The following is a 26,483-nucleotide window of genomic DNA, read 5'->3' on the forward strand; positions in this document are numbered from 1 at the left end:
TTAAGATAAAATAACAAAAATAGGTTATGTAAGGGAATTTCTCGATCCAATCAGGAAAAATTCAAAAAAAGAAATGCCCTTTTCCTTAACAGAATAGCATTATCATTCCCAACAAACAAACCAAAACTACTAGTACCTAAAAAATAGTACAAAAATATAGATAAAACTGCAACTATTACTTATTCGAATTATTCAACGATTAAATGGATAGCTGCGCATTTTTTGTAAAAAAGGCTCTAAAACTCAGCATGATGAAAAGGAAAACAGTCAATGAAACACTTCCAAGAATCCCAATAAGAATGGCGATTTGGTATTCAATTGCGATAAGCGGGCTAATCCCCGACATGATCTGTCCTGTCATCATACCGGGAAGGAAAATGATCCCCATTCCCAGCATATTGTTCAAAGTCGGAAGCACTGCCGAGTCGAATGCCGCATCCACATAACTCTTTACAGCCCTCGCAGGAGTTGCTCCAAGCATCAACATCGCTTCCACTTTGTCACGATTATCAGTAATCCCCGCATGAAGGTTTTTAAGCGCCAATGTCACACCTGTCATCGCATTCCCCACGATCATTCCAGCGATCGGGATGAAATACCTAGGCTCATACCAAGGCGTAAAATGAATCACGACTACATTAAAATAAAACAAGGCCGCCATAGGTCCTGACAACATACTTAGGATAACCATCCTTTTGATTTTCTTATTAGGCGTGAATGGAACTTGCTTAAAAATATTATGGATGGAGAGCAAGGCCATCACGCATAAAAATGCCAAGGAGAGCAAGGGCTTTTTAAAAATATAAGTCAAAACATAACCGGCAAGAATGAGTTGGACCGTCATCCGCACCGTAGCAAGGATGATTTGCCTTTCCCTTGAAATGCCGCGCCATTTCACGATGATGAGCAGGACCAAAACAAAGGCATAGGCTGCACAAAGACGCCAGAACTCAATATCTATTATTCCATTTCCCTCCATTAATACTCGCCCTCTTTCGCCTTTTTCAAAATGATCGTCTTTTGGGCACATATTTCCGCAAGTTGTTTGGAATGGGTAATCATGATCACCGTTCCTTTATCCCGCTTCACTTCTTCCAAAAAACGGCTCATGACCTTAAGCTCGGTTTCCTCATCAAGAGCTGCCGTCGGCTCGTCCAGCAAATACACTTCAGGTTTCAACAAAAGTAATCTTGCAAGTGCAAGCCTTTGTTTCTCCCCTCCAGAAAGATTCTCCGCATTCTCGGACAAAGACTTTTGCAGTTGGACCGTTTCCAACGCTTTCAACAATTCGGCTTCATTTTTCTTTTCCGTTCCGTCATTTCCAAGCCCGCCTGAAGATTTTCTTCAATCGTTCCCGGTAAAGTGAATGACGTTTGAGACAGCATCGTGACTTTACGCCTTAGCTCTATCGGGTTGAGACTATCGAGCAACTGCTCTTGATAAAAGATCGAACCGCTATCCGGTTCATCCATTCTGTTCAATAACCGGAACAGGGAAGTCTTTCCCGCTCCGCTTTCTCCAGTCAAGCAGGTAACCATCCCAGCAGCTATCTTCAAATCATCAATATGCAGTATCCCTTTGTACTTAATGTTTTCGAGCCTAAACATCATTATTCAAGCCTGCCTCTCCTGTCCCACCTGCCATTATAAGAAACTATCTTTGTTTCGGGTAGCGATGAGGTGACATTTTTCATTTTCTTTCTCTTTTTTATAGGTTAGTATTATTCGTGCCGCATATTTCCATGACTGCCATGGTAAAGAACCATAAAACGGAGGGGAATTTCATGAACAGCCATTCTTATTTACATACTTACCTGCATGCACTCCTCATGAGTGCCTTCTGCCTGTTTATTTTAACAGGCTGCCAAGATAAAGTAGATAGCCTTGGTAATGGATCGTCACAAGAAGCTTCGACTTCCAATTATACCGATACTCCTAGCGATGAAGAAAAAGGCAAGACCTTCACTGCCAAGATCGACAAGGTTGTTGACGGTGATACAGTAAAAATCAAACTATTGGATGGAAATGAAGAAACGGTCAGGCTTCTGTTGATCGATACACCTGAAACGGTTCATCCTTCCAAGCCGGTTCAGCCGTTTGGACCAGAAGCTAGCAAGTTCACCAAGAATCTAATGCCTGCTGGATCTACTGTGGAGGTAGAGACCGGTATCGGGGAAAGAGACAAATATGGTCGGCTGCTTGCCTATTTTTATGTGGATGGAAAAATGGTGAATAAGCTGCTGCTTGAAAAAGGACTGGCCAGAGTCGCCTATGTTTATGCACCAAACACTAAATATCTAGCTGAATTGGAATCTATTCAGAAACAAGCCCAAAATGCGAGAATCGGCATTTGGTCTCTTGAAGACTATGCCACTACAAAAGGATTCGATGACTCGAAGACTGACGAAGCATCAAAGGTGAAACCCACTGGGACCCTGGCATGCAGCAATCCAAAAATTAAAGGTAATATAAATTCCAAAGGCAATAAAATCTATCACCTACCTTCCGGACAATATTACGAGATAACCAAACCGGAAGAAATGTTTTGCACCGAACAAGACGCACAAGAAGCTGGATTCCGTCAATCGCAAAGGTAATGCACACTTCACTCTTGGGATTTTCCTGATTTTTGGAAACACCAACAAATATGGAGATTCATTAGGAAATATGACTGGAATGAAGCATTTCAATTCAGTTCTCGCCCACTTCATTGGAAGAGCGGGGAAAGTGAGAAAGATGTCATCACCCAGAAACTGAGATGATAGCGGAAATTCATTCAAATATCCATATATATATTCACTTTTTGGCCCTGAATCCAAAAAGTGAAATCCCATTATAACGAAATGGACAGTTTCACTGCATGAAGTTCCATATTTACATATTGGAAGCATGCTTTTTAGGTGTGTCATTCTCCCATAATGCCCTTTCGCTAAAGTCAACATAATCCTTTATGGTAAAAGCACCCGGGAATACTTGAAAGTGCACTTTCCAAAGGCAGTGCTTAATGACGGACTTTTCGGCTATTGCGGCTAAATTCACCCCGATGATCCATCACATTATCCGCTCTCTTTCCATTTACAAAAATGAGGACGAGTATTTCCAAATAGGGTTGATCGCCCTCTGGGAATCTTATCAGAATTTCAATGCGGACCTGGGACAATTCCATAACTACGCCTATACTGTCATCAAAGGCCGACTCATGAATGAATTGAAGGTTCATCATAAATATGAAACCAACACGAAACTATATGATACCGTCAGCCTAGAGATAGAAGACACCTTTTCCATACATGAGGAGGCCTTCAATATTGAAAATATAGTAAGCTACGCGGAAGGCTTGACCTTAAATCAGCAGCGCTGGCTTTTACAGACGTACTTGCAGAATAAAACAGTGACTGAAATAGCTGAGAAATACCTGGTATCCCCCTCAGCCGTCAAATCGTGGAGGAAGTCAGCTTTAGCTAAATTAAGAAAGAAAATGATCGTAAGTAGTAAATGAAAATGAAAAGAGGGTGGCTCAAACTCTGAGCCACCCTCCCTTAATTTCCTATCAACTTCTTGCTTCTTCTAAGTACGTATAGACGATTTCACCGTTATGGTGGGCATTGCCCCGAAAATGCTTAAAGTCTTCCCTGTTCACAAGCACCTCACGAAACCCTAAAAAATCTTCCTTCGATATCCTGAATTCATCCATTTCACGATTTGCAAGTTTATTCAGCACTTCATTCGCTTCTTCTGCATTCATCATAAAATCCCCTTTTTTCTCAATAGTTTTCCATCATTCCGGACAAGAGAAATTCCGCTTCCATTCTATCATAAGCTAGGCACTAAATTTAAATGAGAATTTTTTGGGATACTTGCTACATTATTCTTTACGTATGCTTTAAAATAGTGCAAACTGTATAGTAAAATATCATATTGTAAAATGTTTGGCATTTTTTGTACATAGGAATACATACTTGCAAGGACACCTCCATATACAAGATCTACCAAATAACTCCTTATCATGACAATTGCATCAAAGTAACAAAGGCACCTCCTTAAAAAAGTTTAGCTTACTGTACCGACAGAAGAGATATTCATTTCTCATACTTGCACTCCCCACGTCAAAATCTAAACGGCAAGATGTTCGAATAATCCAATTACTCCATAGTTACTTTTTTGATCATTGGAAACGAAATGGGAAAGGATGATTACCATGAAGAAAGCGGAAGTTGGAAATATCATTGAATTTAGAGAAGGCTTAAAAGGAATCGTCGAGAAAGTGAACGAGAACTCAGTAATCGTGGACGTCACGTATATGGAAAATTATCGTGATTTGGAACTTGAACAAAAAACCGTGGTCAATCATAAAAATTATAAAATCATAGGATAAATTCAACCCACCCTAGCGGAATGGTCACTAAATCGATCATTCCGTTTTCATTTTTCAGCATCCTTTGTAACATTTTTCTATTCAAGCCGTCTATTCATATGAGGGAATATATACCCTTCATAACAATTTATCAAGAGCGTTGTCACCAAGTAATGAAGTGTGGTTGATTTCCCCTCCAATCAACCTTAAATAGTTTCATTTTATAAACGAAAAGAGCCTTATTAATCGTAGAATACTTTAAGAAGGATGAGGAACATGATATGAACAATTGGAAACTGTATGCAGGCTGTACCATCTTGGCTGGTTTATTGTTAACTGGCTGTGGAGCTACGACACACGATGACCAAGGTGCTCCGAAGGAAGATGTAGAGAAAGAAGATAACGAAAACCATCCACCCCATCAAGAGAATGGCGACAATGGAAGCAACAACAAAGTAAGACTGATGGAACAGCACTTGCAATATACGAGTAATGGCAGAACAATAGAAAAAACGGCCTTTCTAAAAAGAAGTAACAATCAACCTTTTAGCCTGTATGTACTGCAGCCGTTTAAGTTAAGTGCCGAAGAACCAGGAAAAGATGTAGTGGTGTTGAAAGAAGATGACTCCATATTCATGCGAATCGAGCTGCTTCCGGAGGACGTCGATTGGGATGAAGCAGAAGAAACCGTACAAGCACAATTGAAAAGCGTCTCTGAAACGATTAAAGACCCAGGGCTCGATGTAGAGAATGGAACTGGATTTGAAGTGGAAAATGAGGATGAAGTCCTTACATCCATATTGATCAAAGGAAAAGAACCTGTCCGCTTATCGATGTTCACGAAAAAAGATCAGGATTACCGGGATGCTTTTCTAAAGATGGCCCAGACGCTTTCGAAAGAATGACTCCAGCCTCCTATCTTGGGACTGAGGCTGGAGTCATCCCCCCGTTCCTCTTTAGCCCTTTCCTCCTTTGCTTTTCCAGACCAGCATTAAAAAAATCAAGCTGATGTATCCAAAAACCGGATAAATATAGCCTAATAACCTTCCATATCCAAATTCACTTATTCCTAAAGCTACTAGGAAAATCAACGCAATGATCAAGATGCTTGGCAATTTAATATAACGGCTTATTTGCCTCTGTAATCCATATATATTTCCAATAACCGAAGTGAATATTTCCCCGTAAATGACCAGAATGAACATCCAATACAGCTGTGAAGCCGCCGTCCTCATAATTACCGCCGAAGGAATTTCATAACGATTCACGTCAGGAAGCGTCATGAGTGAAAAATGCCCCGTCAATAAAATGATGGTCAAAAATATACCTCCAAGGATTGCACCATGCTTAATGATTTTCTCATCCCGAACTTCATATGCAACAGGAACAAGTACAGCCTGCGCCAAAGCCAGATTAAAGGCTGTATAGGCAAATGGGGATAAAATCGTTTTCAAGGTGATGGCATCTTCAGGCACCTTTGTAAGGGTACTGAAGAAATCCCCGTTTCCCAATGTCGAGCAAAAAAGGATGATGCTAAAACAAATCATGATCGGTACGACAAAAGAATTGACCGTGAATACCCCGCGCATTCCCATCATCAACACCAAGGATGCCAGGATGATTGTCGACCAGCTTCCTATACTTTTCGGAATGCCGAGTTGTTCTTCAAACACAGCTCCTGATCCCGAGATCATGACAGCTGTTACGCCCAACAGCATGATGAGGAAAAAGATATTGATGATTCCGGCTACTTTCCTGCCAAAAAGGAATTGATTGAACTCCTCATAAGATGATGCGTTGATTCTTGCAGATACGAGCATGATTTTCGTACCGCTAAAAATGAAAATATAACCTGCTATTAAAATCCCGAGAAAGCCATAAAAGCCATAACGGGTAAAAAACTCAACGATTTCTTTTCCAGTTGCAAAACCAGCACCCACCACTGTGCCTACATAAACGGCTGCAATCTGAAAAACCCCTGACCACCTTGAAAGCATACGCTCCCCTCCTCCCTACATCTATATGTAAGGAAGATACATTTAAGACAAGCCAAGTGATATTCCTTACGACAGGTTTACTTTTCGACGTTAAGTTGCAAGGCTGCCAACCGTGTAGTTACCCCTCAGAATCATCCAACTGGAATAACCACCTGCTTTTAGGATGAAAAACGCAATTAAAAAACGCTTAAGGAAAAATCCTCAAGCGTTCATTTATTATAGAGCTTTATCATCGACATTGGATAGCCATTCGTCTATCACCTTTACAACGGACCGGACAGTGCCATCCACAAAGGGAGATTTCAAATTCGCGGATGCAACTAGCTCGAGGAAAGAATGGCTGCCTCCAAGCTGGCACAGATGTAGATAATCCTGCCATGCCGTTTCATCCTCCTCAGCAGACCTCTTCCAAAATTGAAAAGCACAAATTTGGGCCAATGTATAGTCAATATAATAAAAAGGTGACTGATAGATATGACTTTGTCGCTGCCAATACCCGCCTCCCTCCAAGTATTCGTTCGCTTCATAAACGCGATCGGGTAAATATCCCTTCTCGATCTTACGCCAGGCCTGCTTTCTTTCAAGAGGAGAGGCGTCAGGGTTTTCATAGACAAAATGCTGAAATTCATCAACAGCCACGCCGTATGGAAGGAATGTAAGTGCCCCGCTCAAATGGGAAAACTTATATTTTTCCGTATCTTCCTTGAAAAAGAGCTCCATCCATGGCCAAGTCAGAAATTCCATGCTCATCGAATGGATTTCACATGCTTCATAGGTAGGCCAGTAATACTCTGGAATATCGAGGTTGCGGCTGCGGTATACTTGGAACGCATGGCCTGCTTCATGTGTTAAAACATCGATATCCCCTGAAGTTCCATTGAAATTGGAAAAAATGAACGGAGATTTATAATCTTCAATAAAAGTGCAGTAACCCCCGCTTTCTTTTCCCTTCTTGGCCTCAAGGTCCATGAGGTCATTGTCAATCATATAATTGAAAAACTCATCCGTTTCAGGTGAAAGCTCCTGATACATCTTTTTCCCATTTGCAATGATCCACTCCGCGTTCCCTTTAGGAACTGCATTTCCGGTCTTGAAATGAAAACTCTCATCATAGTAATTCAGAGTATCCAAGTCAAGTCGTTCACGCTGACGGTCCTTCAACTTGGTAACAAGCGGAACTACTTCCTCTTTTACCTGCTTGCGGAATGCAGCAGCCATTTTTGCATCATAATCCGTCCTTGTCATTCGATAATATCCAAGCTCGACGAAATTTTGATAGCCGAGCGTACGTGCAATTTCATGCCTCACCTTAACAAGTTCATCGAAAATACGATCCAATTCGTCCTCATTTTTCTCGAAGAAGCCATAATATGCTTCACTCGCATGTTTTCTTGACTCACGTTCCTCAGATTCCATATATGGCTGGAGCTGGGCTAGAGTTAGCTCTTGACCATCGAAGTCGATTTTTGCGGAGGCAATCAATTGCGAATATTGGCTGGATAATTTATTCTCCTTTTGAAGCTTCGGAATGATCTCAGGTGAAAAGGTTTTAAGTTGGGCCTCAGCCAAATCAAACAGTTGACTGCCCCATCTGCCCTCAAGCTCCTGACGGTGTGGCGAGCGGACAAGTTCATTGTAAAACTTCGAAGTCAATTCTTCCATTTCAGGCGAGAAGTCGTCTAAATAATCATTCTCCGCTTTATAAAATTCATCATTCGTATCGATGGAATGTCGAATATAGACTAAATTAAACATCGTATCTACATGGTTTCGAATTTCATTTATTTCTTCAATCGCCAGAATTTGGTCACGTGCCTCTTCAGCTCCCTTTAGCTTATCCAACGATTTCATGAACCGTTCCTTAATCTCATCCATTTCAGGACGTTTATATTCATACTCGTTAAATTTCATATGTACACACTCCTTTTATTTATCGTTCTACCAACATTTTCATCTTCAACCTAAAATGACGTTTTCCATCATCCTCCACAATGGTGGTTATTGTAATATAGTTAAATTCGCCAACCCAACATGAAAAACCTTCAAGCGCTTAACAAAACTGTTACTGCCAATTCCGAACCGCTTTAAAGTTCTCAATTCTTCCAGATAACCATCGTATTTCCTCCTTTTTTCCCCTGGAACTAACAGTAAAATACACTAAAATGAATGTACTAATATGTTAGTTGGAAAAAATTTTTCTCCAGCGTACTTAAGGGGGAACGGTTTAAGTGTATGAGGATACCACTTAGACACGTTGGGGTTTTTATTATGGTTAATGTATCCAACAATCGCTATCTAAGTCTTTTACGCTATAATGTAAAAAAGTAGATTAAACAAAACCCAATTTAAAATTATTCTGTAGTATCATGACTGATAAATTTTAACTATTGTATGTCTCATCGTAATAACATTCATAAAAAGATTTGACACTATTATTTTAACAAACCAAGTAAAATTAAACTGCAAATCTTTAAGGACATAAATTAAAAGGGTAAACATTGCAATATCAACGGTTACAAATTTCCTCAGATTACTTTTTACTTTATGAATAAAATAAGGGTAGTTGGTTGCTCTGTATTGTAACCTACATCACAACGGATCGATTTGACTCTGATTATGACCAAAATACCGACATGCGCTGCAGTATTTACCAGTGGCTATTTTGCATTTTGGCTGCCTCCCCCCCAAGTATAGAACTGGAAATACGGAAGTTTTGCTACGTTAAGGAAATTCCAATATTAAAAAGCCCACTTTCTCAATCAATAGAGAAAGTGGACTTCTTTCGTTGTAATTAAATTCCCGGTGTAGATGAACTTTCAGGAATATTTTCATAGTCAGATGGATTAAGATTATGAACCGATCCATCCGTTACGCCATTGATAATTCCCATTAGACCCGTTTCAACTGTTTTTACTAGCTGGCCTTTCTTTTTTTGCCCAAAGTTTTGTGTTTGTCCACTAACTTCAAATAGAACCGTACCACTTCCGTTTAAAGCAAACGTTCCTAAAGCAGTACCTGGCAGATCGATGGATTGATCGTACAATGAAATATTCGTAAACACAGAATTCCCTTTCGCTTGTAGTGCGTTATAAGCAGTAAGAGTCAACTGACGGGAGAAATCATATTTAAAATTATCTGCATACTGTTCATATTTAGCCCCTGCAGGCGTGCTTGGGTTGGTAACGAATTTTCCGGATATCGACATCGTTACACGATCATCAGTTCCTTCGATATATGGGAACCCTTGGTGATGAAGGTCGATAAAAACATCCACTTTACCGAATTTCGATTTTAACCCTTTATATATGTCACGTACCGTTTGCGCTTCTGGTGTAATAAACCAGCCCGGCTTTTCAGATGCCCCCGGGAAGTCTTGAGGATTTGGTACATAGTTTAGGTTTGGATTAAAGTCACGATTAACATCAAATCCTGGTTTGCTAGCATAGTCGTCTCCTGATCTCGGAGTAGTGTAATAGTTCCAAGTAGGTTTTGCATTAGAAAGTTGAGGGAATTCCCCTACAACCTCAGACCATGTCATCTCGTTTCCACGACGATCAAGCTCTGAGCCGTCTACGTTCATCATTGGAATAGCAACAATTGTTAATTCATCAAGCATTTTCTTTACCTCAGGTGAGTTACTTTGACCAAGGTTTTCAAGAATGTTTAATAACGCAACGGTTCCAGTTTTTTCATTTCCATGAATTTCACTTTGAATAAGAACGACTTTGTCACCATGACCGACCGTTACTTTCTGAATGGAACGACCCTGATTTGTTTGTCCAGCCACTTCTACTTTTACTTTTCCTTTACTCACTTGCTCAAGTTGATTTAATTTTTTTATAAGCTCGTCATAATTAAGGAATGCTTCGGTAGAAAGGTTCGTTCCACCTGTCGGATTTGGTCCTCTTTCAGCGAAGCTGACATTCGGGCCAAGTAATGCTGCGGCTACTACTGTTGAACTTAAAACTTTAAAAAATTTCTTTTTCACATCTATTCCCCCATCTGAAAATATGTAATATTAAGATATATTCTGCATTTTTCTTTCTTTATCCTTTTTTTATTTTAAAAAAACAAATTTCTACGTCGCTCTACATCTTACTTCACAGAAACCAAACTATTTTCTTCATGTAACAAAGGCAGAGTGGACAATAATTATCTTGTAACACTTACCGATATATCATGTCGTTTAGCCCAGTTTGTACATATTTTTTCCATAGTAACACCCCCCTTACAAATTGACGGCTTACCCTCGCGTTTCTTCTTAATGCGTTTTGACGGTTATTTTCAGCATATAAAGCCTGACGTTCCATTATCCTGAAAACTCTATCAACGTAACTGGATATGCAGGTAAGGGCGGAACCTTCCTTGATAGCATCTTGTACTCTATTAAAAACAGCCTTATTATCTTATTAACGTTTATATTATTACTTTCTTGTTTTGTATTACTAGATTGAATAATTGATTCCTATTCGTTATCTCGCTGTTCATTCTCACTCTCACAAGGCTTATCGGTGTTTTCTCAATACATCAATTGGGTTGAAGACAAAAACATTATGACCCTTTCCACACTTAAATTTAAAAGGATTCTTCACGGTCAATATACTGAAATCTTTCGCCTTCCATAGCATACGTCCAAATGTGAAAAGACTGTACCGATCTTAGCATTGGCCACACCTAAAAACTTCGCAGAGAAAACTACTAGGCGTTTAATTGCCACCAGTTCTCCTTTAATAAAGCTTCCTTATGGTCAGCTAGGAACATCTCAATCGTGTTATTGAAGGATTTCAACTATTAATTGGCTTTTCCATGTCATAAAAAAAAACAGCACCTGTTAATCAGGCGCTGATTCTTAAATTAATTTTGTGCGGAATAACCAATCTTTTTCAGCAACTCAATTACGGTAGCTTTTTCGTCTTGGGTAAGTACGCTCATGATTTCATCGATTCTCTTCTCATGCTCAGGAAATACATCTTCAATGAAGGCCCTTCCTTTGTCCGTTATTTTGGCAAAGGTTACACGTCGGTCCTCTTTACAGGCTATACGCTGAAGATATTCCTTCTGCTCAAGTTTATCCACGACATACGTGATGCTGCCGCTCGCTAGCAGGATTTTTCCGCCTATTTGCTGGAGAGGCTGATCGCCTTTATGATAAAGTAATTCCAGTACGGCAAACTCCGTTGGATTCAAACCCTCTTCTGCTATATGTTTATTTACCACATCATTAATGGAGCGATGAGCTCTGGACATCACAATAAACAGTTTCAAAGACTGCTGGATGGTATTATTCTCCATAATTTCACAACCTTAAAGTGTTTTTAATTAAAATATCTTGAATTAAAAGTTATTATATGACACCATGACATCTTTGTCAATTTACGACTTCTGAATGTATTGTTTAATCAAACAGTTTGATATACTTGAAAAAAAAGTTAAAGTAGTGACGAACATGAGAACCAGGGCATAAAATCAAGACCTAGCTCCTTATTGTTATTTTACCATTAATTATTCTGTCCATCATTTATTGGCATCATTTAGAGCGGTCCACCCAAAAGGAAAGGCAGAAACAAGCTGAATGGGCAGGATCTGTTTATCATGAATACATAGAACAGGTTATCAGTGAAACAAAAAAAAGCTTGAGCTACTAAGCGTAAGCAGTTTCGTTCTTTATTTAGATGATCAAAAAACCGAGCACCTCATGAACTGGAACAAGGATACTGATCCGAGATATGCAGGCGTCTATTGGCTAAACCTGGATGGTGTCTCCTTATCAGGGAAAGTGCAGGATCAGTTTTACTACTCTGTCATCATGAAGGAAATTGGACGGATCAACCGTTTTAATTCTGGGGAAATCTATGTCGAGGACTTTATCTCATTATGATATTCGAGGTATCATGGCCGAATTGAGACCGATAATAGAATCAGAGGCACGTCACTTTAATATGGAATTGCCCTGGAAAGTCAGGAAGGAACCTATAAGGGTACATTGCACGACCAGCTTAAACAAGTCATTCTTAACATTTCCAAAAACGGGTTCGAAGCCATGAAGGCTGGCGAAAAGTTAAGCATACGGATTTACCATGAAAATGAACAAGCCAAGATCGATATCGTCGACATGGGACAAGGCTTGAATGAAAGGAAAGTGGTATGGTGTTCGAGCCTTTTATACATAGGAAAAGGAGGGAACCTGATTAGGGCTGTTTGCGTCAAACGAATCATTGAGTCATTTCATGGAACGGTCGAGCTTACAAGTATACCGCTAATCGGTACTACCGTTACTATCTGCTTGCCACTAATAACCGACCATCCATAAAACTTTCATTGCCGTTTCGCTCTTTTATAGGAAGACTGGACAAATGCCGCCTGTGAATTGATGGGGAGTATGGATTGAACAATATATGGAACAGATCAAATTCTTATTCAGGAAGAAGGATATTTACATATGGGAAGCATCACTGCCAGTAATACAAAATCACAAAAACAAGATATGACCTTGAAAATCATGGTCCTCATTGGTATATGTCATTTGATGAATGATTCTCTTCAGGCAGTTGTACCGGCCATGTTCCCGATACTTGGGAAATCGATGTCACTGACATATACCCAGCTTGGGATGATTGCTTTCTCCCTTAATATCGTCTCATCGCTGCTACAGCCAGCTGTGGGCTTCTACACAGATAAAAAGCCGATTCCTTATGCTTTGCCCATTGGATTGACAAGCACTTTAATCGGAGTCATCATTCTTGCACTTGCCCCAAACTATACGATAATTTTGGGTGCAGTGATTCTGATGGGCTTTGGTTCGGCCATTTTCCATCCTGAAGGCTCCAGGGTTGCCTATATGGCAGGCGGACCTAAGCGGGGCCTGGCACAATCGATTTACCAGGTTGGCGGTAACAGCGGGCAGGCCCTTGCTCCGCTCATCACAGCTATCGTGCTTGTCCCTTTTGGCCAAAAAGGCGCACTCTGGTTTGCCCTGGTTGCCTTAACCGCGGTTATCTTATTGCTCTATATCGCCAAGTGGTATTCACAAAAAATCGTATCCTTCCAACCGAAAAAGCTAGCTGCAAAAATAATTAATAAAGATCGTTCCCATAAAGTGGCGAAAGCCTTGGTATTAATTTTGTTCATTATCTTTGCTCGTTCCTGGTATGTATCAGCAATGACCAACTTTTATAGTTTCTATTTAATCGAGCAGCATTCATTCACGATAAAATCCGCTCAAGTTTTCCTGTTTGCCTTTTTGGCAGCTGGAGCTGTAGGTACGTTTTTCGGTGGTCCGCTTGCCGATAAATTCGGTCGCAAAAATGTGATTTTCTTTTCTTTCGCTGCCAGTACGCCAATTACCGCTCTTTTGCCATTCGTACCTCATACAGCCGCTTTCATCTTGTTATTAATTGCGGGATTCATTATCATGAGCAGCTTTTCGGTTACTGTCATATATGCACAGGAGTTGGTCCCAGGTAAGGTGGGGACGATGGCCGGCTTGACTGTAGGATTAGCCTTCGGGATGGGAGCAATCGGATCGGTTTCATTGGGGGCCATTGCGGATATTATTGGAATCGAATCGATGATAAAGCTTGTGGGATTCTTGCCATTGCTCGGCATCATCAGCATGTTGCTTCCTTCTGATTCAACTTTAAAAAAATGGTATGCCGAAGGATGATCATAAATCAAGACTGGACTGCCATTTAACTGGAACCTATTTTTCAACCTCTCAATATAATGCATTATTGTTTCACCTTAAAGTTTGGCGAATTAAAATCGATAAGCACCATACAAAGGAGAAATCAATGAGTGAAGTATTATTAGGCACCATCCTATCTGCTATGTCTACAGGGTTCGGTGCATTACCTATTCTTTTCATCCAGGGTTCAATCACGCACCGTTTCAGGGACACGCTTCTGGCATTTACCGCCGGTATCATGATGGCAGCTTCGTTATTGAGCCTTATTCCGGAGTCACTTGCCACGGGAGGGTATATTCAGCTTGTCATTGGAGTTTTCCTCGGGGTCATGACATTAACGATCTTGGAAAAAAACATTCCGCATATTGATCTCAGCCATTCGAAAAGTGGGATTCAGTTCGATGAAAAGGCTTTGCTTATCATAACTGCCATCACACTCCATAATATTCCTGAGGGACTTTCAGTCGGGGTAAGTTACGCCTCGGATACCGCAGATACCGGTAACTTGATCGCCTTTGCCATCGGGCTGCAAAATGCTCCTGAAGGCTTACTTGTCGCCCTGTTTTTAATCAATCAAAAAATTGGTAAATTCACAGCGTTCCTTATCGCCACCTTAACCGGCACCATCGAAATATTTATGGGCCTCTTAGGTTTTTATTTAACCTCTTACATCGGATTCCTCGTTCCATATGGTCTCGCTTTTGCGGCCGGAGCGATGCTTTTCATCGTCTATAAGGAATTGATTCCAGAAAGTCATGGCGATGGCAATGAACGAACTTCCACCTATTCCTTCATTGTCGGTCTTTTGTTCATGGTTCTATTACTGGAAATCTTGTAATAGCACGGCTGGCTCGCATAAGTGAGTCAGCCCTTACTTTAATTTCATTTGACTGAGCGACCAGGTTTCCGTACAACCGCTTTCACAACATCTATCCATACATTGTTTTTCCTGAATTATTCAAATGTTCTAAGACGTACTAGCTAATATTCATGCATCTAATCATGAATTTAAGCTGACATTCATTTTAAAGGATCCCTTTACAAAGCAACATCATTAAATGGTTCCTGTACAATAACAACCATGTCTTCTCGTTGGTTCCTCACTTCCACGGATGGGTGGTGTTGCAGAATTAAATACTCATTTATAAGCTTATCGAGCTGCTCGCTTTGGCGAAGGGTAAACTCATGACCTATCCCATACATTTTTGCCAACTCCATCATTTCCCAACGCTTCATGCGAATTTCAGAACAAATTTTCATTGCACTCCTAGATTTCATAACTACATTCACTACTCCTGCCCTTTTAAAGTTACATTATAATAAAGAAGTATCACAAAATATGCCTTATATGTAAATAGATTCGCAAAAAAAGACAAAACTTCTTAAATTGCGATAAAGCATGTCCCATGAGCAGACAGAATATGACGAAAATTTCTTGTCCCCCTCCAAACCGATTACATAAGCCAATATCCAAGGCAAAAAAAATAAGGGAATCCATTTCTCAATTCCCTTCTTACATATTGGATTTCATCCTGCTTTAGCCCACATCATCATGACTCGAACGGTAAATAAATATGAAAGCTCGTCCCCATATCAACCACACTTTCGACCTCAATATAGCCTTTGTGCTCTTCAATTATCTTATAGCTGACCATTAGGCCCAGGCCGGTTCCCCTATCCTTTGTCGTATAAAAAGGTTCACCCAGCTTTTTCAGCTTTTCCGCTGAAATTCCCACCCCCTGATCAGTAATTGAAATACAAATGTATTTTCCTGAGTATCGACTTGTTTCAATCCGAACTGTTCCACCATCCGGCATGACTTCCAAGGCATTCTTTATGATGTTAATGAATACTTGCTTTAACTGATTTGCTTCACATAAAACAGTAAACTCAACCTCTTCGAAGTACGTATCGAATTGAATATTTTCTAGCATAGCCTGGGCTGCGAGCAATTCGAGAGTCTCCCTCAAGATGGTATGCACATCTTGTTTAACGATTTGAAGTGCCTGTGGCTTCGCCAATACTAGAAATTCCGTGATGATCGTTTCAATTCGCTTGATTTCGGATGTAATGACATGAAAATATGTGGAAAAATCCCCTTCTACCCCATCTTCAAGCAACTGAATAAAACCTTTTAAAGCTGTCATCGGATTCCTGATTTCGTGGGCAATCCCTGCAGCCAGTTCACCAACGACATTCAATGTGTCGGATTTTCTAATTTGCGCTTGCATTTCCAGATTTTTACTAACATCACGAAAAATACTTAGATTGAGACTCGAATATACGTTTTTCCTTGTTAAAAATTCAATATGCTTAACGCGTCCATCCTCGAATGTAATCGGGATGATCGATGAGAACACCTCGTGCTTGTATACATTTTCCATATGGTCATTCAAGTCTGGCGCATTTCCGGGAATTTTCTCAATGAACTCCTTAACAGTAAAGGAAAGCAATCGATCCTTCGATATTTCCAATATTTCCTGACCAGCTTCATTAATATCCTTGAATCCCTCGTGATTCCATAAAATCAAGCCGTCCAAAGTTCCCTCAAAAATCTTCCTGAATTTCTTCTCACTATCCCTCAATTCCTTTTCAATCAACCAACGCTCACTGACATTCCGGAAGATTGTGACGTTGTACCCATCACCCTCATGTTTTTTTGCCGTCAATTCAAGTAATTTAATTTGGTCGTTTGGCATTTTATATAGCAATTCACCTCTCACTTGGGTGTCCCTCCCAAACGTCTCCATCATCTGACCAAAATGTCGGTTGTTGCTGTATACGTATTTCCAAATAAAGCTCCCAATCAATTCCTCCCTCGTCGATTCGAATATTTTACATGCCGATTGATTAACTCTAAATATAATCCCGTCATCATTCCAAAATATGATCGCATCCATTGACTGATCGAACAATTCTGCAAAAATCCGTTCGCTCGTCTCTAAACGTTTTTCTATTAGATTGGATTGCGTAACTCTTTGAAGTACCGACATGTATAAGTCATTTCCTATCGTTGGACTTATCGAAAACGAGAAATGACACGTTTCGTCCCTGATGATCATCTCTACTTCTCCTTTGTAGTTCGATACATCAAAGACTTTACTTACACTTTGTTCCCAATAGCTTTTATAATTCGGGGATATGAAATCCATCATTTCCTTTCCGATAATTTCCTTTTTAGGTATGCCCATGACTTCGATGAAGGCATGGTTCACTTCGATGATAATTCCAGAACTGTCAAAAAGGACGATACTCTCCATAGCGGTGTCAAAAATGTCAAAAAACATCTGTTTCGACAGGCTATTTTCCCCGGATGAAGGCAACTCCAACGACACATCTTCCAGGCGATACATTTGCTCGCCCTCCGTTACGGCACCGACAGGTACGAAATCAATTTGCTTGATTTCTCCCGTATGAAGCCGGATCATTTGCCGCTTAATTTCCTTCGGTTTTCCTCGCAAGCTGGAATTTTCCTGATTTATCAAAGGGATGACATCGAGAAAATCCGATATTTTCTTGGAAGAAAGTTCTTTTTCCGTGGATTCCAGCATGGCACAGGCGGCATCATTGACATAAGTGAACCTTAATTCTTCATCAACCCTGATATACGGCTCTGACAATGATTTGAAAATGTCCAGAAAGCCTTCTATCTGTATTTTCATTTTTTTAAGTTCTTGTTTATATTCCAATTCATTTTCTAAATCAACATTCATCATCATTAACACCCCTTATCAAAACCCATACTTACAAAACTTTATTCGACGCCCATTTAAAATTTCCTCGGTATTTTAGAAAATCAATTCAATATTCCAAATCCGTCATTAACCAATATGTCAAATTGTAGTGTGTTGAATCCTGTAAAAATTAGCGTTATGCTTAAGGTAAGATTACGATCGTGAAATATTATGTTTCTCCACTACAAAATTAGGGTATAAGAGTAACAATGCTTTCTAGCTACCTTAAAATTCACTAAAATGGAGGCAACTATGAAACAACGTGATTTTTTCTTTGATAATGCCAAATTCATTCTCATGGCTTTTGTCGTCTTTGGACATTTGCTTAATACGTATATACATGACAGTGAAACGATTTATGCTTTATATAAAACCATTTATTCCTTTCATATGCCAGCCTTTATCCTTGTTTCGGGGTTCTTTGCAAAAGGATTCTATCAAAAGGGCTACTTAGCAAAAATTACTAAAAAATTGATCTTACCTTACGTTATCTTCCAAATAATATATGCCGTCTATTATTACTTTTTATATGAACGTACTGCCCTCACAGTAGACCTGCTTGATCCACAGTGGTCTCTTTGGTTCTTGATCAGCCTATTTTGCTGGAACATCATGCTGCTAGGATTTTCCAAGCTCAAGCCTTCAGTAGGGATAGGCGTATCGATATTAATCGCTTTATTGATTGGCTACATGGACAATATTTCCAATTACCTAAGTCTCTCAAGGACCTTCGTGTTCTTCCCGATGTTTTTAATCGGGTACCATTTAAGTAAGGATCATTTAAAAAAATTATTCACACCTAAAGTCCGTTTGGCCTCCCTTGGTGTCATGTTAGTGATATTTATCGGTTTTTATTTAAATACCGAGATCAATTATAAATGGCTGCTCGGCTCCAAGCCATATTCCGAGCTGGAAGATGCGACGATCGTGTCAATGTTTAAACGCCTTGGATTTTATGGATTGAGCATAATCTCGGTGTTCAGCTTCCTATCCTTCATCCCGCGCAGACAATATTTCTTTACCAATTGGGGCAAGCAAACTTTATATGTGTATTTGCTGCATGGGTTCTTCATTCGTTTCTTCCGTGAGAGCACGATACACGATTATTTCAGCAATACAGAAAGCTTCATCATGCTCGCCTGCCTGTCTTTCTTGATCACTGTGCTATTATCAAGCGAGATGATCGCCACGATGGCGCAGCCAATCATCGAATTGAAGGCGACCAAAACAAAACGGTTCATGTACAAAACGAAAGAATATCTAAAACAAGCATTTTAAGTTTCATACTGGGGATGAACTCAATAATCATTGAGTTCATCCCCAGTTTTTTTTCTTTAAGGCTATCTGCCCCTCTGCGGGATCTGCTCGAATAATCCAGAACGCATTATATACTCACACGTTTCCCGGGGTGTATCATAACATTTCCTCTCACTGCACTTATACTAAACTCTCCATTAACCCTTCACTCTTTACTCAACCTGTTTCCATGATCAAGTGCCTTACTTCTACCTATCTCATTTCGATAAAAGCTTTCGAGCTTAAATATCCCATTTCTCAAATGAAGCACGCTATGGTAAAATTACTCGTTAGTGTTTACTGTCTTAAAAAGAACATGAAAGGAGACAGCCGTTTCTTCCTATGAATATTATCATTAGTACTCTAAACGCAAAATATATCCATACATCGCTATCTATACGATACTTAAAGGCTTATGCGCAGCCGGATTATGAGGTGCAGCTGGCTGAATATACGATAAAAGATCCAATCATGAACATAGTCGGCGACCTTCATTCCAAAAAACCCGATGTCATCGGGTTCAGCTGCTACATCTGGAATATCGAGGAAACAATGAAAGTTGTAGCCATGCTTAAGAAAATCAATCCAGAATTAGTGATCATTCTCGGAGGACCTGAAGTTACTTATGATGTTAATGAATGGCTTGACCAAATTCCCGGAGCTGACTTTATCGTAATTGGCGAAGGTGAAGTCACATTCAAGTCCCTTTTATCTGAAATTGAAGGATCACGCGACTACAAGAAGGTAGGCGGAATTGCTTATCGTCAGGACGGAAAAAAAATCATCCAGCCACAGAATGGCAAGGTTGATCTTAAATCGCTTCCTACCCCCTATCGTTTGGAGGAAGATCGTCATGATCTTTCCAAGCGGGTCACCTATATCGAAACTAGCCGCGGCTGCCCATTCAGCTGCCAATTTTGCCTTTCCTCCATTGAAGTGGGTGTCAGGTATTTTGATCGTGAAAAGATTAAGGAAGATATTAGGTATTTAATGAAAAATGGTGCAAAGACCATTAAATTTGTTGACAGGACCTTCAATATCAGCCGAAGCTATGCGATGGACATGTTCCAATTCTTGATTGATGAACATCATCCGGGTGTGGTTTTCCAGTTTGAAATCACCGCCGACATCATGCGTCCGGAAGTTATCCAGTTTTTGAACGACAATGCTCCAGCAGGGTTGTTCCGCTTTGAGATTGGTGTACAATCAACGAATGACCATACGAACGACCTTGTCATGCGAAGACAAAATTTCGAAAAACTGACGCGGACCGTTACGATGGTAAAAGAAGGCAAAAAAATAGATCAACACTTAGATTTGATTGCCGGTTTACCTGAAGAAGATTATCTCACCTTTAAAAAGACCTTTAATGATGTTTTTGCACTTAGGCCCGAAGAGATGCAGCTTGGCTTCTTAAAAATGCTCCGTGGAACTGGGTTGAGGATACGTGCCGATGAACACCGGTATATTTACAGTGAGCATGCTCCCTATGAAATTCTCGGGAATAACGTTTTATCGTTTGATGATATTGTGCGGATCAAGCAAGTTGAGGATGTCCTCGAAAAATACTGGAATGATCATAGGATGGATCATACGACAGAATATCTGGTTAAAACCGTTTTTCCATCGCCATTCGACTTTTTTCAAGCTTTTGGTACGTATTGGGATCAACAGGGCTGGTCCCGTATCGGACATCAACTGGAAGACTTATTCAAACGTCTGCAACAGTTTCTAGCCTCCCGTGAGTCGACTGAGCTGGAAAATATCACCGGTCTCATGAAGCTGGATTATTTCACCAACCAAAAATACAAGCCACGTAAACCTTGGTGGGAAGCATCATTGGATAAACAAGGCCGGAAACAGATTTATGATGCCATTTTATCTGAACCTGCTCGGCTTGGAGACACTTTCACAGCCCTGGGGCTGAATGAAAAAGAAATTCATAAACATACATTACTTGAGGCCCTTCCTTTTGATTTGGAAACCTATTTAGCCGAGGGGATCATTACTGAAAAGCCATCGATCATGCTTGCTTATTTTGATCCGGCCGGCAATGGGTCAACGGTCTTTCCTATGTCGAAATCAGGAAGTACTGTATTGTAAGAAAAAGGACGAATCCAATAAATGGATTCGTCTTCTTTTTTACTTATTTTCCCGCTTTTTATTTTCCTTTGATAATATTTCATAAATCTTGGTTGCGTTCATGTCCCCACTGAATTCGATTCCGAATTCAGTCCGTACATGTTCTTCCAACTGTTTATCCTCTGGAATCAGCTTGTCCCGCTCCATTAACTTCTTCCTTTTCTGCCCTGCTTTGAATTTCGGTTGGCACCCTTCATTGGGTTTTCCTCTGCTGCAAACTCATTCGAGAAATCATTTTCAGCTTGGTTTCTTTTAGGCGTCTTACTTGCTTTGACAGCACCATCCACATTGGCTTTTCGTTTCATTTTCATCCACCCTTTTCAATAAAGTTTACCGTTTATGATGGGGTAAATAGGACAAAAATTATTCAGGGATAATAAAGGGACAGACGAGAAAAATAATCGTAAACAATTAAGGGAGAGAGGCTATGAAAAAGAAATTGGATTCACCCATCATTGCGGATACGCAGCCACACCAAATGAACGCGCCAAGCTTCAAAGGAACAGGTATAAAACCACAAGCCCCATTTGTTAATGATTACGGCGTCGTGATTGGAGACAGTAAATACGCATCAGCTAACTCACCCCTTGAAAATTGGAGTGAAGAAACAGATCCCGAAATCATGGCTGGGGACGAATGGATCCACCCTACAAATGATATAGGCTGGAATTCAGCGGAAAACCGTGAACTGTTAGAAGCGAAAAGAGCTCCCGAGGCACCCTTTATGCATCCTGATAAAGATGTGAGCGCAGAAACGGATTGAAATTGCTTCAAAAGGATCTCTGTTTAAAAAAAGGGGTGTACCGCACCAGCGATAAACACCCCTTCCCTTCATTTAACCTGTAGGATCAATTTTCCTGTTGTTTGACGAGTGTTCATTTCTTCATGAACATTTGCCGCATTTTCAAACGGATAAACACCGCCGATCGTCAGCTTAAGCTTCCCTGACGCCACGTAAGAAAAAAGATCTTCGATGCTGGGCAACAGCAAGTCCGGTTTTTTCATGATTTGTGGCAGGAAGAAGCCGACAACGGATTGATTGCGCCTCATTAATTGCTGCGGGTTCATCGTATAGCCTTCACGACTCGCATTTCCAAAAACAACAAGACGACCGAATGGGGCCAAGCACTTCAATGTTTTAGTGAATATGTCTCCCCCAGCCATTTCCAATGCCACGTCAACTCCCATACCACCTGTTGCCTCACGTACTTTCATTTCCCAACCTTCCTCGGTGTAATCGATTAGGACATCAGCCCCCAGTTTTTTAGCCAACTCCAACTTTTCCTTCGTGCTGGCAGTGGCAATCACTTTAGCTGCACCGAAGATTTTCGCAAGCTGGACGGCAATCGTTCCCACTCCCCCAGCTGCGGCATGTACTAAAACCGTTTCTCCTTGCTGCAGGCGTCCCATCGTCTTTAAAATATGATAAGCACTTAGCCCTTGGAGAGGCAAGGCTGCAGCTTGATGAAAGGAAATGGCATCTGGAAGCGGAATGACAGAGTATTCATCGGACAGGGCATATTCAGAATAGCCACCCGATTCAATTAAGCTTACCACCCTTGTACCTGGTTTGATTTTGGTTACTTTCCCGCCTACCTCCACCACAACTCCAGCCACTTCCGCACCCGGGATGAATGGGAGCGGCGTTGGCACGACATATTGCCCTTCCCTTCTGGCAGTATCCGCATAATTGACGCCGACACAATCAATTTCAATCAGTACCTCATGGCCAGTTGGGACAGGTCTTTCCGTATCCGTCATTTTCAGTACGTCCGGCCCGCCATATTCTTTAAATTGAATCGCTCTCATCATGGTACCTCCTCAATTTCCGGTGAATTCCGGTTTTCTTTTCTCCTTGAAAGCAGCAATTCCCTCTAAATGATCTTCCGTTGACGCCATCAGCGTTTGAGTAATTCGCTCTTGCTCGAGCATTTCGTCAAGAGTCGCCGTAAATGAATGGCTAACGAGTTTTTTCATCATTCCATATGCTTTTGTCGGGCCATTGGCCAGCTTTTTCGCAAGCCTAAACGATTCTTCCTCAAGCTGCTCAAGTGGACATACATAATTTATGATGCCTAACTGATATAAGCGCTCTGCTGAAATCGGTTCAGCTGAGAAGAAGAGTTGCTTTGCAAGATGAGGCCCGACCAACTTCGGTAAAAAATACGAACCCCCTCCATCTGAAATCAATCCTACCTGTGAAAAACTCATCGCAAATTGACTATCTTCAGAGGCGATGATCAAATCACAGGCAAGGGCCAAATTGAAGCCGGCCCCTGCCGCAAATCCATGGACGGCAGCAATCACGGGAACCTCAGAAGAATCAAGAGCCAATATGCATTCATTCATCCTGCCGACGTGGTCATATAATTGGCCCGCAGAGGCCTTTCCCATCGATTTCACATCTCCGCCAGCAGTAAATGATCGCCCTGCACCTTTAATGACGACTGCCCTTATATGGGGCTTTTCTTTAACATCTTTAATTTCCTTCGTTAAGTCGGCAATCATCTCCGGACTGAAGGCATTTAAGCTCTCAGGTCGATTCAAAGTCAGGATCAATACATTTCCGGTTACCTCTGTCAATAAATGGTCTTTTATCATAAACTCATCTCCTTTGTTATTTAATTAACCAGCCACCGTCGACAAGAATGTCTGTCCCTGTCATATAGGAGGCCTCTCTTGAAGCAGCAAACGTAATGACATTGCTAATTTCCTCCGCTTTCCCCACACGTTCCAACACCGTGTTTCGCTGGATGGCCTTAACGAATTTTTCGTTTTGCAGTCCATTCTCCGTTAATGGTGTTTCAATGAACCCAGGCGAAACCGAATTGACCCGAATGCCAGCAGGAGCAAGCTCCAATGCCAAGGATTTCGTTAAACCGATGACTCCTGCTTTAGCGGAGCTGTAATGTGGAATGACAGCGCCTGGTTGATGTCCTGATAGTGAAGCGACATTCACGATCGCCCGGTTTACCGGGTCTTCCATTTCCCCGCTCGCTCCTTCAACCATGATTTTCCCCAAGTGCTTGGACACAAGGAACACACTTTTCAAGTTGACATGCTGAACCATGTCCCAATCGTCCGCAGAAGTATCCAAAAGCTTCGAGGACCTCGATCCTCCTGCGTTATTGATTAAAATGTGAAGGTCACGATATTGTTCCTTCACATACATCGCAAGCTCCATTACATCTTCCTCATCCGTCACATCCGCAGGGAAAATATCGGCTACTTTCCTGGTATTCCTGGCATTGATTTCGGCTGCAGCTTCCTTCAGCTTCGCCTTCGTCCTCCCTACCAATAATACGTTTGCCCCTTCATCCGATAAGCGCTGCGCAGTAGCTTTTCCAATACCGGAACCTGCTCCTGTCACCACCGCTATCGACTGTGAAAATCTCATCCCGTTCACCTCGTATCCGGATTTTGATGCTGCATTTCCTGCCTGCTTGATTCAGCTTCGATTCTTCCATTCACCATCTCGGGAACAAGATGGACCGAGCCCTTATTCGCAGCCAATTTCAAATCATCGATCAGCCTGTGCCGATTGAACAGCTGGCCGACATATGATGCTTGCAGGATATCGAAAGCATTTTCGATATTCGTGCGATAGAGCGCGCTTGCAGCCTTTGCGGCATCATTGAGATTGAATCTCTCCGGTGAGCCAAGCATCAGGCAATCTATCAAATGTCCTGCCCCGTAAAAATCCTCCAGGCTGAATTCACCTGAGTTTCCCGAACACACGATGATGATCGTTTCGGTCTGATGCTGTCGTTTTATTTTTTCTGCAACTGATGGATTGTTCAATAAAGAAGCGATATACACTTTTTTGGCACCAGCGGAATTTCTTAAAGCAACCGTTCCGTTAGTTGTAAACAGTATAAGCGTTTTATCGCGTACCATGTTACGCAACAGCGTCGGACTTGGATAGATTAAATCATCCACAGGCGCCGCATTAAGCTCTCCTGCCAATACATAATCACCGTTTCCCTCTTCCTGGCTTATTTCTATGCCAGCAGATGGGTCCAAGACAGGTATCACCTGGCGTGCTCCATTGTGAAGTGCCGAAATGATCGTGGTGGTTGCCAACAGCACATCGAGGACAACGGCCACCTTCTCTCCTTCAGATAGCTTTTCCTTCCGTATCTCTTCTTTTTTTAATAATAGATGAATGCTTTGTACATGCCCCATTTCTTTAAACTTCCTTCGCCGCTACATTTGCTGCATGAGTGAGTAAGCTTTTTACCGTTTTTCCAAGCTGGGAAAAGCGAGGATCATTCGTCTGTCCTTTTTTATACCTCGAATAGATTTGCTGAAGGATGACCGCCAATTTAAAGTAACCAAATGTTACATAAAAATCGATATTCGAAACATCCCTTCCACTTCTGCTTGCATACGTCTCGATAAATTCCTTTCGTGTCAAAAACCCTTTTAAAGTCGTTATCGATGCTTGACCGACGCCGATTTTAATTAATTCGGGGTCATCGCTTTCTGTCCAATAACTTAAAGCCACTCCTAGATCGGCCAGCGGATCGCCAACAGTGGCCATCTCCCAATCGAATAATCCCACCATCTCCGTAAGATCTTGATTAAACATGGCATTGTTGATCTTGTAGTCATAATGGATAATTGAAGTTTGGCTATATTTCGGGATATTTTGCTGCAAATAAGTAATGAGAGGCATCAATTCCTTAATGTCATCCGTCTTTGCCCTCTCATATCGGGAAATCCACCCGTGTACCTGCCTTGCGATGAACCCTTCCGGTCTGGAGATTTCCACTAAGCCCGTTTTCTCATATGGAATCGAGTGAAGTTCGGCGAGCCGATTGACCATGATATGAGAAAGCTTACGGCATCGCTCCAAGGTAGGGACGACTCCTTCGGGACATTCACCATCTATGACCAGTCCATGTTTCCTTTCCATTAGGAAAAAGGGAGCACCCACAATCGATTCATCATCCGAAAACAGGATAGGTTCGGGTGCCGCTTGGAAATAGGGATGGATGGAAGAAAGGATATGATGTTCACGCTTCATATCGTGTGCCTTGGGAGCCACAGGACCAAGCGGTGGCCTTCGCAGTACAGCTTCCCACTCCCCTATCTTCAGCTGATACGTCAAATTTGAGTACCCTGTCGAAAATTGTTGCAGATTTAACGGCTCGTTCGGAAGGTCGCTCACATTATTTCTAAGGAAATTTTCTAAAACGCTAATATCCAGCTCCTCTCCAGGCCGAACTGGAATCGTATCGTCAACCATATGCTTCAATCCTTTCGCCACGCCTT

26 protein-coding genes and 1 pseudogene are annotated in these 26,483 nt (G+C 41.3%); 11 read left to right on the forward strand and 16 right to left on the reverse strand.

Features of this window, described 5'->3' with window-relative positions; genetic code table 11:
* Nucleotides 1–199: 199 nt before the first annotated feature.
* Together ASU00_RS04625 and ASU00_RS26865 are read right to left on the reverse strand one after the other, a co-directional pair.
* Nucleotides 200–979, reverse strand: coding sequence for an ABC transporter permease (locus tag ASU00_RS04625; protein ID WP_057912282.1), 780 nt, complete (start codon nt 977–979; stop codon nt 200–202).
* Nucleotides 979–1,607: pseudogene (locus ASU00_RS26865) on the reverse strand (ABC transporter ATP-binding protein). The gene ASU00_RS04625 and the pseudogene ASU00_RS26865 overlap by 1 nt, the downstream one beginning before the upstream one ends.
* Before the next feature lie 176 nt (nt 1,608–1,783).
* Here ASU00_RS26865 and ASU00_RS04635 point away from each other — a divergent pair.
* Complete coding sequence (locus ASU00_RS04635) at nt 1,784–2,596, forward strand: thermonuclease family protein (protein WP_057912283.1); 813 nt, start codon at nt 1,784–1,786, stop codon at nt 2,594–2,596.
* Nucleotides 2,597–3,003: 407 nt separating this feature from the next.
* Nucleotides 3,004–3,498, forward strand: coding sequence for a sigma-70 family RNA polymerase sigma factor (locus ASU00_RS04640; RefSeq protein ID WP_057912284.1), 495 nt, complete (start codon nt 3,004–3,006; stop codon nt 3,496–3,498).
* A gap of 51 nt (nt 3,499–3,549) precedes the next feature.
* Here ASU00_RS04640 and ASU00_RS04645 read toward each other — a convergent pair whose 3' ends face one another.
* A complete protein-coding gene (locus tag ASU00_RS04645) occupies nt 3,550–3,744 on the reverse strand; it encodes a hypothetical protein (RefSeq protein ID WP_057912285.1) in 195 nt (64 codons plus the stop codon).
* A 453-nt stretch (nt 3,745–4,197) separates the two neighbouring features.
* Between ASU00_RS04645 and ASU00_RS24335 the strand changes: the two genes are divergently transcribed.
* Both ASU00_RS24335 and ASU00_RS04650 read left to right on the forward strand, forming a co-directional pair.
* Nucleotides 4,198–4,374, forward strand: a complete 177-nt coding sequence (locus ASU00_RS24335) for a YkvS family protein (protein ID WP_064505160.1) — start codon at nt 4,198–4,200, stop codon at nt 4,372–4,374.
* A gap of 260 nt (nt 4,375–4,634) precedes the next feature.
* Nucleotides 4,635–5,258: a hypothetical protein gene (locus ASU00_RS04650; RefSeq protein ID WP_057912286.1), complete on the forward strand. Its 624-nt coding sequence runs from the start codon at nt 4,635–4,637 to the stop codon at nt 5,256–5,258.
* 51 nt (nt 5,259–5,309) lie between these two features.
* Here the strand turns inward: ASU00_RS04650 and ASU00_RS04655 are convergent, their stop codons facing one another.
* The 4 genes from ASU00_RS04655 to ASU00_RS04670 form a co-directional block, all read right to left on the reverse strand.
* Nucleotides 5,310–6,350, reverse strand: coding sequence for a YkvI family membrane protein (locus ASU00_RS04655; protein ID WP_057912287.1), 1,041 nt, complete (start codon nt 6,348–6,350; stop codon nt 5,310–5,312).
* Between the two features lie 216 nt (nt 6,351–6,566).
* The gene (locus ASU00_RS04660) at nt 6,567–8,261 is read right to left on the reverse strand and encodes a M3 family oligoendopeptidase (RefSeq protein WP_057912288.1); all 1,695 of its coding nucleotides are present in this window, start codon (nt 8,259–8,261) and stop codon (nt 6,567–6,569) included.
* 880 nt (nt 8,262–9,141) lie between these two features.
* Nucleotides 9,142–10,338, reverse strand: a complete 1,197-nt coding sequence (locus ASU00_RS04665) for a M14 family metallopeptidase (RefSeq protein ID WP_057912289.1) — start codon at nt 10,336–10,338, stop codon at nt 9,142–9,144.
* Nucleotides 10,339–11,204: 866 nt separating this feature from the next.
* Complete coding sequence (locus tag ASU00_RS04670; protein WP_057912290.1) at nt 11,205–11,642, reverse strand: MarR family winged helix-turn-helix transcriptional regulator; 438 nt, start codon at nt 11,640–11,642, stop codon at nt 11,205–11,207.
* Between the two features lie 403 nt (nt 11,643–12,045).
* Between ASU00_RS04670 and ASU00_RS04675 the strand changes: the two genes are divergently transcribed.
* The 4 genes from ASU00_RS04675 (at nt 12,046) to ASU00_RS04690 (ending at nt 14,872) form a co-directional block, all read left to right on the forward strand.
* Nucleotides 12,046–12,228: a hypothetical protein gene (locus ASU00_RS04675; RefSeq protein WP_057912291.1), complete on the forward strand. Its 183-nt coding sequence runs from the start codon at nt 12,046–12,048 to the stop codon at nt 12,226–12,228.
* Between the two features lie 105 nt (nt 12,229–12,333).
* Nucleotides 12,334–12,660: an ATP-binding protein gene (locus ASU00_RS04680; RefSeq protein ID WP_057912292.1), complete on the forward strand. Its 327-nt coding sequence runs from the start codon at nt 12,334–12,336 to the stop codon at nt 12,658–12,660.
* Nucleotides 12,661–12,789: 129 nt separating this feature from the next.
* Entirely contained in the window at nt 12,790–14,013 is a 1,224-nt protein-coding gene (locus ASU00_RS04685) for an MFS transporter (RefSeq protein WP_057912293.1), read from the forward strand.
* A gap of 127 nt (nt 14,014–14,140) precedes the next feature.
* Nucleotides 14,141–14,872, forward strand: coding sequence for a ZIP family metal transporter (locus ASU00_RS04690; RefSeq protein WP_057912294.1), 732 nt, complete (start codon nt 14,141–14,143; stop codon nt 14,870–14,872).
* A 200-nt stretch (nt 14,873–15,072) separates the two neighbouring features.
* On the opposite strand, the gene ASU00_RS04695 is transcribed toward ASU00_RS04690, so the two are convergent.
* Nucleotides 15,073–15,312, reverse strand: a complete 240-nt coding sequence (locus tag ASU00_RS04695; RefSeq protein WP_057912295.1) for an aspartyl-phosphate phosphatase Spo0E family protein — start codon at nt 15,310–15,312, stop codon at nt 15,073–15,075.
* 272 nt (nt 15,313–15,584) lie between these two features.
* Complete coding sequence (locus ASU00_RS04700; RefSeq protein WP_057912296.1) at nt 15,585–17,750, reverse strand: PAS domain-containing sensor histidine kinase; 2,166 nt, start codon at nt 17,748–17,750, stop codon at nt 15,585–15,587.
* Nucleotides 17,751–18,020: 270 nt separating this feature from the next.
* On the opposite strand from ASU00_RS04700, the gene ASU00_RS04705 reads away from it, so the two are divergent.
* Both ASU00_RS04705 and ASU00_RS04710 read left to right on the forward strand, forming a co-directional pair.
* On the forward strand, nt 18,021–19,046 hold the full coding sequence (locus ASU00_RS04705) for an acyltransferase family protein (RefSeq protein WP_057912297.1): 1,026 nt from the start codon (nt 18,021–18,023) through the stop codon (nt 19,044–19,046).
* 360 nt (nt 19,047–19,406) lie between these two features.
* Nucleotides 19,407–21,167 carry a B12-binding domain-containing radical SAM protein gene (locus tag ASU00_RS04710; RefSeq protein ID WP_057912298.1) on the forward strand — a complete coding sequence of 587 codons (1,761 nt, stop codon included), beginning with the start codon at nt 19,407–19,409 and terminating at the stop codon, nt 21,165–21,167.
* A 39-nt stretch (nt 21,168–21,206) separates the two neighbouring features.
* On the opposite strand, the gene ASU00_RS25315 is transcribed toward ASU00_RS04710, so the two are convergent.
* Both ASU00_RS25315 and ASU00_RS25735 read right to left on the reverse strand, forming a co-directional pair.
* Nucleotides 21,207–21,353, reverse strand: coding sequence for a hypothetical protein (locus ASU00_RS25315; protein WP_161809693.1), 147 nt, complete (start codon nt 21,351–21,353; stop codon nt 21,207–21,209).
* Nucleotides 21,353–21,511 carry a hypothetical protein gene (locus tag ASU00_RS25735; protein ID WP_061144505.1) on the reverse strand — a complete coding sequence of 53 codons (159 nt, stop codon included), beginning with the start codon at nt 21,509–21,511 and terminating at the stop codon, nt 21,353–21,355. Before ASU00_RS25735 ends, ASU00_RS25315 begins: the two co-directional genes overlap by 1 nt.
* A gap of 122 nt (nt 21,512–21,633) precedes the next feature.
* On the opposite strand from ASU00_RS25735, the gene ASU00_RS04720 reads away from it, so the two are divergent.
* Entirely contained in the window at nt 21,634–21,969 is a 336-nt protein-coding gene (locus ASU00_RS04720) for a DUF3905 domain-containing protein (RefSeq protein ID WP_057912300.1), read from the forward strand.
* 68 nt (nt 21,970–22,037) lie between these two features.
* On the opposite strand, the gene ASU00_RS04725 is transcribed toward ASU00_RS04720, so the two are convergent.
* From ASU00_RS04725 to ASU00_RS04745, 5 genes are read right to left on the reverse strand one after another with little or no spacing between them, the layout of a single operon-like run.
* Nucleotides 22,038–23,015 carry a quinone oxidoreductase family protein gene (locus ASU00_RS04725; protein ID WP_057912301.1) on the reverse strand — a complete coding sequence of 326 codons (978 nt, stop codon included), beginning with the start codon at nt 23,013–23,015 and terminating at the stop codon, nt 22,038–22,040.
* A gap of 12 nt (nt 23,016–23,027) precedes the next feature.
* Complete coding sequence (locus tag ASU00_RS04730) at nt 23,028–23,807, reverse strand: enoyl-CoA hydratase/isomerase family protein (RefSeq protein WP_057912302.1); 780 nt, start codon at nt 23,805–23,807, stop codon at nt 23,028–23,030.
* 16 nt (nt 23,808–23,823) lie between these two features.
* Entirely contained in the window at nt 23,824–24,603 is a 780-nt protein-coding gene (locus tag ASU00_RS04735) for an SDR family NAD(P)-dependent oxidoreductase (RefSeq protein WP_057912303.1), read from the reverse strand.
* 5 nt (nt 24,604–24,608) lie between these two features.
* Nucleotides 24,609–25,391 carry a 2-phosphosulfolactate phosphatase gene (locus ASU00_RS04740; RefSeq protein ID WP_057912304.1) on the reverse strand — a complete coding sequence of 261 codons (783 nt, stop codon included), beginning with the start codon at nt 25,389–25,391 and terminating at the stop codon, nt 24,609–24,611.
* 4 nt (nt 25,392–25,395) lie between these two features.
* The gene (locus ASU00_RS04745; protein ID WP_057912305.1) at nt 25,396–26,457 is read right to left on the reverse strand and encodes a phosphotransferase family protein; all 1,062 of its coding nucleotides are present in this window, start codon (nt 26,455–26,457) and stop codon (nt 25,396–25,398) included.
* Between the last annotated feature and the right edge of the window lie 26 nt (nt 26,458–26,483).

This window comes from Peribacillus muralis (genome assembly GCF_001439925.1).
GTDB classification, from domain to species: Bacteria; Bacillota; Bacilli; order Bacillales; family DSM-1321; genus Peribacillus; species Peribacillus muralis.